The sequence below is a fragment of the Telluria sp. RB2R28 genome, from assembly GCF_059685835.1.
Genome location: NZ_JCASIK010000007.1, coordinates 52,150 through 64,080, shown reverse-complemented (window position 1 = coordinate 64,080; position 11,931 = coordinate 52,150). Strand labels below are relative to the sequence as shown.

8 protein-coding genes are annotated in these 11,931 nt (G+C 64.6%); 4 read left to right on the top strand and 4 right to left on the bottom strand.

The window, feature by feature from the left end; all coding sequences use genetic code 11:
- Window positions 1-4 precede the first annotated feature (4 nt).
- Window positions 5-3,340 (bottom strand): transglutaminase family protein, encoded by a 3,336-nt coding sequence (locus tag AC56LV_RS21530; RefSeq protein WP_499560608.1) that lies wholly within the window; start codon window positions 3,338-3,340, stop codon window positions 5-7.
- Between the two features lie 190 nt (window positions 3,341-3,530).
- Between AC56LV_RS21530 and AC56LV_RS21525 the strand changes: the two genes are divergently transcribed.
- The 3 genes from AC56LV_RS21525 to AC56LV_RS21515 all read left to right on the top strand — a co-directional run bounded on the left by AC56LV_RS21525 (window position 3,531) and on the right by AC56LV_RS21515 (window position 6,895).
- Window positions 3,531-4,943: a circularly permuted type 2 ATP-grasp protein gene (locus AC56LV_RS21525; protein ID WP_499560810.1), complete on the top strand. Its 1,413-nt coding sequence runs from the start codon at window positions 3,531-3,533 to the stop codon at window positions 4,941-4,943.
- Window position 4,944: 1 nt separating this feature from the next.
- A complete protein-coding gene (locus AC56LV_RS21520) occupies window positions 4,945-6,003 on the top strand; it encodes an alpha-E domain-containing protein (RefSeq protein WP_499560606.1) in 1,059 nt (352 codons plus the stop codon).
- 94 nt (window positions 6,004-6,097) lie between these two features.
- Window positions 6,098-6,895 (top strand): transglutaminase domain-containing protein, encoded by a 798-nt coding sequence (locus AC56LV_RS21515; RefSeq protein ID WP_499560604.1) that lies wholly within the window; start codon window positions 6,098-6,100, stop codon window positions 6,893-6,895.
- 121 nt (window positions 6,896-7,016) lie between these two features.
- Here the strand turns inward: AC56LV_RS21515 and AC56LV_RS21510 are convergent, their stop codons facing one another.
- The 3 genes from AC56LV_RS21510 to AC56LV_RS21500 all read right to left on the bottom strand — a co-directional run bounded on the left by AC56LV_RS21510 (window position 7,017) and on the right by AC56LV_RS21500 (window position 10,053).
- A complete protein-coding gene (locus AC56LV_RS21510) occupies window positions 7,017-8,165 on the bottom strand; it encodes a zinc-binding metallopeptidase family protein (protein WP_499560602.1) in 1,149 nt (382 codons plus the stop codon).
- 235 nt (window positions 8,166-8,400) lie between these two features.
- Window positions 8,401-9,201 carry an aquaporin Z gene (gene aqpZ, locus AC56LV_RS21505; protein ID WP_499560599.1) on the bottom strand — a complete coding sequence of 267 codons (801 nt, stop codon included), beginning with the start codon at window positions 9,199-9,201 and terminating at the stop codon, window positions 8,401-8,403.
- Window positions 9,202-9,249: 48 nt separating this feature from the next.
- On the bottom strand, window positions 9,250-10,053 hold the full coding sequence (locus AC56LV_RS21500) for a mechanosensitive ion channel family protein (RefSeq protein WP_499560597.1): 804 nt from the start codon (window positions 10,051-10,053) through the stop codon (window positions 9,250-9,252).
- A gap of 334 nt (window positions 10,054-10,387) precedes the next feature.
- Here AC56LV_RS21500 and AC56LV_RS21495 point away from each other — a divergent pair, with 334 nt between their 5' ends.
- Window positions 10,388-11,923, top strand: coding sequence for a hypothetical protein (locus AC56LV_RS21495; RefSeq protein WP_499560595.1), 1,536 nt, complete (start codon window positions 10,388-10,390; stop codon window positions 11,921-11,923).
- Window positions 11,924-11,931 lie beyond the last annotated feature (8 nt).

Below are 11,931 nucleotides of genomic sequence, written 5' to 3'. Positions count from 1 at the left end.
CAGCTTACATCGGCTGCCAGCGCAAATCGAGGGTCATCGGGAAGCTCGGATTGAGGTCTTCCTTATACACCGTGAATGGCCCGGGCGTGTGACCGTGTGGCCAGAAGCGGGCAAAGCGGCGCGCCTCGGCGGCGTTGGCATTGACCGGCGAGCCGGTTTCACTGCGCCCGCCCGGATGCACGACGTGGTAGGTGCAGCCGCCGATCGAGCGCCCGTTCCAGGTGTCGACCAGGTCGAACACCAGCGGCGCCTGCACCCGGATGCTCGGATGCAGCGCCGACCACGGGCTCCAGGCGCGGAAGCGCACACCGGCCACGTATTCGCCCGGCACGCCGGTCGGATGCAGCGGCAGCATGCGGCCATTGCAGGACACCACATGGCGCCCGTCGGTCAGGCCGCGCACCAGCAGCTGCATGCGCTCGACCGACGAATCGACGTAACGAGCGGTGCCGCCGGCGCTGACTTCTTCGCCCAGCACGTTCCACGGCTCGATCGCCTGACGCAGTTCCATCTCGACGCCTTCGTAGACAACGGTGCCAAAGCGCGGGAAGCGGAACTCGATGAACGGCTCGAACCAGTGGTCCTCGAACGCATAGCCTGCCGCGCGCAGGTCTTTCGCCACGTCGCGGATATCCTGGGCGACGAAGTGCGGCAGCATCCAGCGGTCGTGCAGCGCCGTGCCCCAGTGCACCAGCTTGGCCTGCAGCGGCTGGCGCCAGAAGCGCGCGACCAGGGCGCGCAGCAGCAGCATTTGCAAGAGGCTCATGCGCTCATGCGGCGGCATTTCAAAGGCGCGGAATTCGACCAGGCCCAGGCGGCCGGTCGGGCCGTCGGGCGAATACAGCTTGTCGATCGAGAACTCCGAGCGGTGCGTGTTACCCGTCAGGTCGACCAGCATATTGCGCAGCAGGCGGTCGACCATCCACGGCTTGTCGCCGGGGTGCATGGTCGGCAGCACCTTGTCCATCTGCTGGAAGGCGATCGCCAGTTCGTACAGGTTGTCGTCGCGCGCTTCATCCACGCGCGGCGCCTGGCTGGTCGGGCCGATGAAGGTGCCCGAGAACAGGTACGACAGCGCTGGGTGGATCTGCCAGTACGTGATCAGGCTTTTCAGCAGGTCCGGCCGGCGCAGCATCGGACTGTCTTCGACCGTGGCGCCGCCCAGCGTCGCGTGGTTGCCGCCGCCGGTGCCCGTGTGACGGCCGTCGAGCATGAATTTCTCGGTGCCCAGGCGGGTCAGGCGCGCTTCCTGATACAGCGTCGTCATGTTGTGGACCAGCTCATGCCAGCTCGCCGCCGGATGAATGTTGACCTCGATGACGCCCGGATCGGGCGTGACGCTGAGCAGCTTGATGCGCGGGTCGCGCGGTGGCGCATAACCCTCGATGCGCAGCTTCATCTTCAGCTTGGCGGCCGTGTTCTCGACCGCTGTGACGAGCGCCAGGTAATCCTCGATGCGCTTTTGCGGCGGCATGAAGATGTACAGGCGGCCCGCGCGCACTTCGAGGCACAGCGCGGTGTGGATGACTTCGCGCGCTTCCGGGTCAGCCGGTGCAGCCGTTGCCTTGTTTGTCGATTTGCCGGGCGCCACGCTCAGGACCGGACGCCGGTCCTTCTTGCCGACCGGGAGCGGGCCGCGCGGCGCGAACGGGTCGACATCGAAATCGGGATCGCGCTCTTCGGGCAGCACCCACGGCAGCGTGGCCAGCGGCAGGCGCAGGCCGATCGGTGAATCGCCCTCGATCAGGTACAGGTTTTCGCGCTTGAGCGGCCACGGCGACGTGCGCCAACTGGTGCCAAGCATGACGGATGGATCGTGTTCGCGGGCTTTCAGTGGCAGCACGTAGCCGGTCACCTGGCCCAGGCCCCGTTCGAGCAGGCGCGCGAGGCGACGGCGCTCTTCCGGGGCTGTCAGGTCGGCGTCCAGCGGATCGAGATTGCGCGGCAGCGCCTGCTCGCGCTGGGCTTGCAGCAGCACGTCTTCGTAGGCGGGAATAGCGCTGCCGGCCGGCAGGCCAAGCGATTTGACCAGCTCCGCGGCAAAGCGGCCGGCATCCTCGCTCCCGTAGCCATCGTCGATGTGCTCGTCCGAGAACAGCGACGGATCGAACCACATCGGCTGCCCGTCGACGCGCCAGAAGATGTTCAGCGCCCAGCGTGGCAGCGGCTCGCCCGGATACCACTTGCCCTGGCCGTAATGGATCATGCCGCCCGGTGCAAAGTGGTTCTTCAGGCGGTGCATCAGGTTGCCCGCCAGCTCGCGCTTCTTGTCGCCGTGCGCCAGCGTGTTCCATTCGGCGCCGTCCATGTCGTCGATCGAGACAAAGGTGGGCTCGCCGCCCTGCGTCAGGCGCACGTCCTGGTTCACCAGGTCTGAATCGACCTGCTGGCCCAGGCGGTTGATCTTGTCCCAGTCGTGTTCCGTGTACGGCTTGGTCACGCGCGGATCTTCGTGAATGCGCGTGATCGTCATTTCGTGGACGAACGTGACCTCGGCCTTGTCGGTAAAGCCCGTGACCGGTGCGGCCGACGACGGCATGGCCGTGCAGGCCAGCGGAATATGGCCTTCGCTGGCCAGCATGCCCGAGGTGGGGTCGAGGCCGATCCAGCCGGCGCCCGGCACATACACCTCGGTCCAGGCGTGCAGGTCGGTGAAGTCGACGGTGGTGCCGCTCGGGCCGTCGAGCGCTTCCTGGTCGGCGGTGAGCTGGATCAGGTAGCCGGACACGAAACGCGCCGCCAGGCCCATCTCGCGCAGGATCTGCACCAGCAGCCAGCCGGTATCGCGGCACGAGCCGGAGCGCTTCTGCAATGTGTCTTCGGGCTCCTGCACGCCCGGCTCCATCCGCAGCAGGTAGGCGATATCGCGCTGCAGGCGCTGGTTGATGGCCACCAAAAAGTCGTTCGTGCCCATTGGCTGGGCCAGCAGGTCGCGCCGCGCGCCGGCGACCCACTCGGCCAGCAGCGGTCCGGGCTCTTGCGACCTGGTGTACGGGCTCAGTTCCGATTGCAGCAGGTCCGGGTAGGCGAACGGGAAGGTCTCGGCATACTTTTCGACGAAGAAGTCGAACGGGTTAATCACCGTCATGTCCGCAACGAGATCGACCGTGAACTCGAGCACGTCGGTTTGTTCGGGGAACACGAAGCGGCCGATGTAATTGCCGTACGGGTCTTGCTGCCAGTTGATGAAATGCTCTTTTGGCAGGACGGTCAACGAATACGACAGGATCGGTGTACGCGCATGTGGCGCCGGACGCAGGCGCACTTCATGCGGTGACAGATTGACCAGACGGTCGTAACGGTAGCTGGTCTTGTGATGAAGCGCAACGCGGATAGCCATGCGGTAGTGCCTTTCAATGAGGGCGCGATTGATGCCGGCGCACTGAATTTGGTCGTGTTAATTTGCGTACAACTGAGTGGGCGCAAGATAGAAGCATTTAAGCATGATTCATACCTGCGTTCGTTTGACTTGCGAGTCGGACGGGGTGGCTGGCACGTTTCTTGTTAGTATTCTGGCACAGGAGGCAATGATGTCGAACTTTTACGATGAAATGTATTCCAATGGGGCAACTGTGCGGCCTCATTACCAGGCATTCGCGGATTGGCTCGGCCAGCAACCCCCGCATCTGATCGAGCAGAAGCGGGCGGAAGCCGAGCTGAACTTCCAACGCGTGGGGATCACGTTTGCTGTGTACGGCGACAACGCCGGCAAGGAACGGCTGATCCCATTCGACATCATTCCGCGTGTGATCAACGCCGCCGAGTGGGCCAAACTGCAGGCCGGCCTGGTGCAGCGCGTGACCGCGCTGAACCGCTTCCTGCACGATGTGTACCACGACCAGAACATCCTGAAGGCGGGCGTCATTCCTGCCGAACAGATCCTGAATAACGCGCAGTACCGGCCGGCCATGCAGGGCGTTAATGTGCCCCTGGATATCTACGCCCACATTGCCGGCGTCGACATCGTGCGCGCCGGCGAGGGCGAGTTCTACGTCCTGGAAGACAATCTGCGCGTGCCGTCGGGCGTGTCGTACATGCTGGAAAACCGCAAGATGATGATGCGGTTGTTTCCGGCGCTGTTCGCACGCAACCGCGTGGCGCCGGTCGACCATTATCCCGACCTGCTGCTGGACAATCTGCGCACCGTGGCGCCGCATGGCGGCGACGATCCGACCGTGGTCGTGCTCACGCCCGGCATGCACAACTCGGCCTACTTCGAACACGCGTTCCTGGCTCAGCAAATGGGCGTGGCGCTGGTGCAGGGGCAAGACCTGTATGTCAGCAACGACACCGTCTACATGCGCACGACGCGCGGCCCGAAACAGGTCGACGTCATCTATCGCCGCATCGACGACGATTACCTCGATCCGCGCGCGTTCCGCCCCGAATCCACGCTGGGCGTGCCGGGCCTGCTCGACGCGGTGCGCGCCGGCCGCGTCGGCCTGGCCAATGCGATCGGCACCGGCGTGGCCGACGACAAGTCGATCTACCCGTTCGTGCCGGACATGATCGAGTTCTACCTCGGCGAAAAGCCGATCCTGAACAACGTGCCGACCTACCAGTGCCGCAAAAAAGAGCATCTGGACTACACACTGGCGAACTTGCCGCAACTGGTGGTCAAGGAAGTGCACGGGGCCGGCGGCTACGGGATGCTCGTCGGGCCCGCCTCGACGGCGGCCGAGATCGAAGACTTCCGCCGCCGCGTGCTGGCTAACCCGGACGGCTATATCGCGCAGCCAACGCTGGCGCTGTCGGCGTGCCCGACCTATGTCGAATCGGGCATTGCACCGCGCCACATCGATCTGCGCCCGTTCGTGTTGTCGGGCAAGACCGTGTCGATGGTGCCGGGCGGACTGACCCGCGTGGCGTTGCAAGAAGGCTCCCTGGTGGTCAATTCGTCGCAGGGCGGCGGCACCAAGGACACCTGGATACTGGAGAACTAGCATGTTGAGCCGCACCGCAGATCATTTGTTCTGGATGGCCCGCTACACCGAGCGGGCTGAAAACACGGCGCGCATGCTCGACGTGCGCGTCCAGTATTCGCTGATGCCGCAATCGGTCCAGGCCGAGCAGCAGGGCTGGCGCACGATGTTGAGCGTGTCCGAACTCGAAGCCCAGTTCGACGCCAAGTACGACGCGCTGACGCAGAAGAACGTCATCGACTTCATGGTGCGCGACCCGGACAATCCGTCGTCGATCGCCAGCTGCCTGCGCGCCGCGCGCGAGAATGCCCGCGCCGTGCGCGGCACCCTGACCACCGAAGTCTGGGAAACCGAGAACACCACCTGGCTCGTGCTGCAAAAGCACCTGAGCGAGCGCATGTTCGAACGCGATCCTGGCCAGTTCCTGGAATGGGTCAAGTACCGCTCGCACCTGTCGCGCGGCGTCACGCTGGGCACAATGTTCCAGGATGAAGCGTTCAACTTCATCCGCCTGGGTACCTTTCTGGAACGGGCCGACAACACGGCGCGGATCCTCGACGTGAAGTTCCGGTTCCTGGCGTCGGACACGATCCAGGAAGGCGCGCAGGGCGAATACTATTACCTGGCGGCGCTGCTGCGCTCGGTGTCTGCGTTCGAGACGTATCGCAAGGTGTACCGCCACGCGATCACGCCGACGCGCGTGGCCGAGCTGTTGATCTTGCAAGGCAAGATGCCGCGCTCGCTGGTGGCCTGCATGGCCGCCGTCGTGGCCGTGCTGCAGGATGTGCGCAATGAGCTGTCGCACGATACCGAGCGGCTGGCGGAAAAACTGCATGCGTCGCTCAAGTCGGCCGAGATCAACGAGATCCTCGACGAAGGCCTGCACGAATTCCTGACCAAGTTCCTGGCCTGTATTGGCGAGCTGGGCAACGGCATCGGACGCGACTTCCTGCTGCCCGTGGCGCCGGAGTTGCCGGAGGTTGTGCCAGTGCCTGTGCCGGCGCCGACCCAGTCGCAGACGCAGTCGCAAACGTCATCGCAGACCTCATCGCAGACGCAGACCCAGTCGCAGACGCGTTGACCGACTCGCGCACCAAACCATGGCGCGGCGCACCGTCATGGCTAGGGTGCGTCATGACGGTGCGCACACTTTAACGAAGGAAGGCGGGCCTGCGATGTGGCTGCGAACCGGTTGCAAGCTCAGTTTCAGCGTCGAATACGCCACGCCATTCATCCTGATGCTGCGTCCCCGCAGTGGTGCGCAGCAATGGGTGGCGCGCGAATCCTATACGCTCACGCCAAGCGTGCAAGTGCTTGAATATACGGATGCCTATGGCAACCTGTGCCAGCGGCTGACGGCGCCGCCCGGCGAATTTTCGATCCAGACCTCGGCCGACGTGCTGACTGACCAGGTCATCAGCGTTGCACCCGGTGCGCCGTTCGACGAGGTACCAACCTTGCCGGCGGACGTGCTGCTGTATCTGTTACCGAGCCGCTATTGCGAATCCGACCGGTTTGCCGAGATGGCCAGCGCGATCGTGGCCGGCGTTGCGCCAGGCTACGACCAGGTGGCCTGCATCACCGACTGGATCCGGCGCGAGGTGCGCTTCAATCCCGCAGCGAATCACACCCAGATGGCGGCAACCGAGGTCAACGAATACCGCGAAGGCGTGTGCCGCGATCTGGCGCATCTGGGCATTGCGCTGTGCCGCGCGCTGAGCATTCCGGCGCGGATCGTGGCCGGGTATCTGCACGGGCTGGTGCCGATGGACCTGCACGCGTGGTTTGAGGCATATGTGGGTGGGCGCTGGTATACGTTCGATGCGAGCCAGGATGGGCCGCGCGGCGGCCGCGTGACGATAGGGTATGGGCGCGATGCAGCCGATGTGGCGATTTTTACGCAGTTCGGGCCGGCGCTGGCGCTGCATGAGATGCAGGTGACGGTGGAGTTGCTGGAGGGGGCGCCGGGTTGACGGTGCCCCCCGCCAGTAGGGTGGACGGGTTTCCCGTCCACGCGTTCAACGATCCTTGGCGCGCCACAAAATCACGTTGATTTGAACGCGTGGACGGCGTAGCCGTCCACCCTACGCCGGATCAGACAGGGGCTGGTGCTGGTGCTGCCGAGGCTGCCGGTGCCGGGACAGGCGCTGTTGCCTGCGCCGCCTGCGCAGCCAGCGACGGCTTACCCATCTGATCACGCACGACCTTGTGCACGAATTCCAGCTTTTCCAGCACAGGCGTGCTGAGCTTGAACGGGTACGAATCCGGCATGCCGATGCTGCGGTTCAGGCTATTGAGCACGTAGGTCAGCGCGAACCAGTCGCTCAGCGTTTCTTCGAACGCGCCGGACTTTGTCGGCAGCGTGATCTTGTCCAGTTCCGGCTCGTCGGCCTTGGCCGGCTTGAGCGACAGCCCGCACGAGTGAGCCGTTTCCAGGGTATCGATCATGTGCAGGTAGTGGGCCCAGGTCTCAGCCCAGTCTTCCCACGGGTGCGATGCGGCGTAGCTGCTGACGAAGCGCTCTTCCCAATCGGCGACCGGGCCATTCTCGTAGTGCCGCTTGAGTGCTTCGCCATAATCCTGTCGCTCGTCGCCGAACAGGGCGCGGTAGCTGTCGATCCATGGCGTATCGGCCACCAGGCGGTCGAAATAATAGTGGCCGCTTTCGTGACGGAAGTGGCCCAGCAGCGTGCGATAGCGTTCGTGCATCTGTTCGCGCGTGCGCTCGCGCTCGGCCGGATCGGCTTCGGCGATGTTCAGCGTGATCAGGCCATTGTCGTGGCCGGTCATCACGCACTGGTCAGTCACGCCATCTTCGAGGAACTGGAATGCCAGGCCGGTGTCGGGCTGGGTTTCTTTCGAGGCCGGGGTCAGGTTCAGCTGCGCCAGCGAGAACAGCAGGCGGCGCTTGGCGGTTTCCAGGCGCGACCACAGGATGCGGTTCTTCTCTGACGTGAGCGCCGGGATCACGACATTGAGCTGGCATGCTTCGCACAACTCATGCGGGTCGTCGGCCGGCAGCATCCAGTTGCACACATTGTGCTCTACATAATTGCTGCACTGCTTGTAGAGCTTGCCTTCATCCTTGCGGTTCAGGCTACGCCACAGGCCGTCTTCAGCCTGCTCGAAGCTGTTGATGGAGCGTTGGGAAGGCTGGTAGCCCAGGGTGCTTTCGCAATTGAAGCAGAGGGTGTTCTCGAAGAAGATCTGATGCGAACATTTGTCGCAGTGAAAGGTTTTCATGGCAGCACTGATAGAAGAGTTGGGGTGAAGGTGTATTAACAATCTAACAGTAAATGCGATGCGGGTTTCATCATGTAAGACAATGCCTCATATCGTGTGCGCCCCCTCCGATGCGCGCCTGCTACGCCCCTGGCGCGGGCACCAATTGCATTAAAAAATGTGCAGAAAAAACAACAAGCCACGCCGTCGAAAGACGGCGTGGCTTGGCTGCCCGGCGGTTCGCCGCCCCGGTCGATCAGGTACCCGGACGTAAATGCTGGCCTTGCTCACGGCCGCCCCCGCCGCCACGCACTTGCCGCTGACGGCGCTCCACATGACCGTAGGCGGGCGCGTCGACCGGTTCAGATACCGGCGCTTGCGCGCCAATGACGCGGTAGAGCGCGGCGCCAAGTAATGCGCCGGCGATCGGCGCGATCCAGAACAGCCACAGCTGCCCCACGGCCCAGTCGCCGGCAAACACGGCAACGGCCGTGCTGCGCGCAGGATTGACGGACGTGTTGGTCACAGGGATGCTAATCAGGTGAATCAGGGTCAGCGCGAAACCGATTGCCACTGGCGCAAACCCTTTGGGAGCACGCTGGTCGGTCGCCCCCAGGATAATCAGCAAAAAGAACGTGGTCATGACCACTTCGCTCAGCAGCCCGGCCAGCAGCGAATAACCGCCTGGCGAATGATCGCCGTAGCCATTGGCAGCAAAGCCATTGGCGCTGTCAAAGCCAGGGGCGCCACTGGCAATCACATACAGCACGCCGCCGGCGAGGATGCCACCGGCGACCTGCGCCACGATATAAGGAAACAGCTCGTGCGCGGGAAAGCGGCCCCCGGCCCACAGGCCGATCGAGACTGCCGGATTCAGGTGGCAACCCGAGATATGGCCGATCGCGTACGCCATCGTGAGCACAGACAAGCCAAAGGCGAGGGCGACGCCGTGCAGGCCGATGCCCAGTTCGGGAAATGCGGCAGCCAGCACCGCGCTGCCGCACCCGCCCATCACCAGCCAGAATGTGCCGAGAAACTCGGCGCCGTAGGTTTTCATCGTGTTCTCCAGAGGATTGGTCGTTGCCAGTCAGGGCCACACGCAGCATCAGGCGCGGCTGCCCGCGCGGCGATCCGCCATGGCGGTGCGGCGCTCGGCGCTGGGAGCACGGCCCAGCATGTTGACCTGATTGGCGGCGACATCGCCTGTACTGCGGATCTGCGGCGCATTCGCCTGGCCACGGTCATACCACCGGCGCACGATCATTGCAGCCGTGTCGCGACCGCCCAGCCCGAATGACAGGCCGAGTGCCAGCGCGATCGCGCCGGAGGTCGTCATCACGAGAATATTGATGAGCGACGTCGCGATGCCGAGCTGGTTGATCGCCACCATGGCTGCGAATGCCCAGACGGCATACCGCGCGATCTTGGCCAGCATGGCGGGACTGCCCAGGCCGCCCTTGGCTGCCGCGCCCTGGACCAGATTGCCCAGGGTATTGGCGGCCAGCCCACCGATGCCCAGCACCACCAGCGCCACGACGAGGTTGGGTAGCCACATCAGGAGCTGATGCAGGATGTTCGAGATGGCCGCCAGGCCAAGCGCGTCGAACGCCACGACCAGCGCGATCAGCCGCACGAACCAGCGGGCGATGGCGCCAATTGCGCCGGCGGCGTCGCCCTTCATATTGCTTTTTTGGATGAAGCTGGCCACACCGGCGCGCTCTGCCATGACATTGAAGCGCGCGGCGCGCAGCACCGTCACCACGCCTTTCTCGATGAGCGAGGCGATGAGCCAGCCCGCGACCAGGACGACGGCAAAGCCGAATAGCCGCGGCACGGCCGCAAAGAACATGGACGCTGCCGCGGTGAGCGATCCCAGCATGGCTTCGCTCCAGTTCGTGATGTGCTGCATAGTGCCCTCCCGCTAGCGCGATATGAGGAATCAATGAACACCGGTAAACAACGTGGTGGCGTGTGGAAGACCGCAAGTGATGGTGGGACACCTGGATTGGTGCGAGGTTCCGTCAGTCGACATCCGATCGCGACGGATTGGCGCAATGTGGCGGCAACGGTACTGTCGTCGTATTGGGAATCAATTGGTCTTCATACAGCCCATTGGCCCAGCACAAACGGCGACGTCATTTCCTGTCGCGCGCTGGCGTACGCGCTCTGCACCGGGCATGATCGGTGCCGGTTCCTGACAGCGCCGTCGAGCGGCCAGGCGTTCATCACTGACCGGAGAATCCATGCGAATTTCAATGATCTTGTTGTCGATTGCCGGCGCTGCCGCCCTGCGGGCCTGGCCGGGTCTGCTGGTGCTGCTGTCGGTGCTGGGGACCGTCGTTGTGGCGCCAGCCCAGGCGCGATCCGGTGCTGCTGATGCCGGCCGCACGCAGGCCGCTTACCGCGTGATCAATCTGGGCTCAGGGACAATCGCGGCCTATCCGCACATCAATGCCGCCGGGCAGGTCGCGTTCTCGCTCACCAACGACAACAGCACATCCGGGTTCTTTTACGATGGCCATGTCGTGCGGCAGATCGGTTCGCCGGGCGGCCATACTGTGTATGTGAATGGCCTGAATGATGCAGGGCAGATCGCCGGCACGTCGGTCAAAGAAGAAGGCATCGAGAGCGCGTTCTTCTGGAGCGCAGGCAGCGGCATGGTCGATATCCGCGCCGAGCCCGGTCGTGGCCGTTCATACGGCTGGGCCATCAACCACCATGGCGTCGTGACCGGCGCGTTCGGCGCTGCCGGGCACCCTTTCCGCTGGAGCATGGCGGGCGGCCTCGAAGACCTGGGCGTCACGCCCGCCATCCCGGCGCCTGCGGCCGGGCGGGTACTCAACGATGCCGGCCTGATTGCCGGCGTGACCACGATCGACGACGACGTCACGCGAGTGTTTGTCTGGACGCGTTCGGGCGGCGTGGTCGATATCGATACGCTCGGCAGCATCGAATCGTCGCCGGTAGCCGTCGGCTCAGGGGGCGAAGTGGCGGGCAACCGGCTCGCGTCGCAAGACGCCGCCGGCGAGCGCCCGTTCCTGTGGACCCGCTCTACCGGCATGGTCGATCTGGGCACGGGTCCTGGCACGTCGGCATGGGTGAATGCGATGACGCCCGGCCTGCAGATCGCGGGCGCGATCGGCCATGCGGACGGTCGCCAGCGCGCAATGTCGTGGACGCGCCAGGGCGGCATGCGCGAGCTGGGTACGCTGGGCGGCCAGACGTCCGTAGCGCAGGATGTCAATGCACAGGGGCAGATCGTCGGCTTTGCCGAGGATGGGGCTGGGGTCATGCGCGCTTTTGTGTGGCGCGCCGACAATGGCATGCGCGACCTGAATCGGTCCCTGCGCCATGCGCCGCCCGGCCTGGTGCTGGAGCACGCGCTGGCGATCAACGACAGTGGCGCGATCGTGGCCACCTCGAATGCCGGACTGGTGCTGTTACGGCCTGATCGTGGATGCAGGTGCGGGCATACGCTCGGCCCGCTGGAGGTGCCGCGCAGTGTCGCGGTTGGGGCGATGCTGCAGGCGTCGGTGGCCTGGGTCGATGGCGACCGGGTCGGCACGCACAGCGTCGAATGGTCGTGGGGCGACGGCAGCGGCGGCTCAGCTCGCGTAATGGTCGGGGCGGGGGGCGCAGGCCAGGCAACGGCCTGGCATGGCTTTTCGGCGCCGGGCCGCTACCAGGTGACGGCCACCGTGGTCGGCCGCGATGGCCGCCGCACGGTGGTCGGGCGCGAGGTGGCCGTCATGCTGGCGCGCGGTGAGCTCGCGCACTGATTCACGCA

What these genes read in the sequence shown, in the direction of transcription:
- AC56LV_RS21530 (WP_499560608.1), bottom strand. Translation starts at nt 3,340, where the DNA reads ATGGCTATCCGCGTTGCGCTTCATCACAAGACCAGCTACCGTTACGAC.
- AC56LV_RS21525 (WP_499560810.1), top strand. Translation starts at nt 3,531, where the DNA reads ATGTCGAACTTTTACGATGAAATGTATTCCAATGGGGCAACTGTGCGG.
- AC56LV_RS21520 (WP_499560606.1), top strand. Translation starts at nt 4,945, where the DNA reads ATGTTGAGCCGCACCGCAGATCATTTGTTCTGGATGGCCCGCTACACC.
- AC56LV_RS21515 (WP_499560604.1), top strand. Translation starts at nt 6,098, where the DNA reads ATGTGGCTGCGAACCGGTTGCAAGCTCAGTTTCAGCGTCGAATACGCC.
- AC56LV_RS21510 (WP_499560602.1), bottom strand. Translation starts at nt 8,165, where the DNA reads ATGAAAACCTTTCACTGCGACAAATGTTCGCATCAGATCTTCTTCGAG.
- aqpZ (WP_499560599.1), bottom strand. Translation starts at nt 9,201, where the DNA reads ATGAAAACCTACGGCGCCGAGTTTCTCGGCACATTCTGGCTGGTGATG.
- AC56LV_RS21500 (WP_499560597.1), bottom strand. Translation starts at nt 10,053, where the DNA reads ATGCAGCACATCACGAACTGGAGCGAAGCCATGCTGGGATCGCTCACC.
- AC56LV_RS21495 (WP_499560595.1), top strand. Translation starts at nt 10,388, where the DNA reads ATGCGAATTTCAATGATCTTGTTGTCGATTGCCGGCGCTGCCGCCCTG.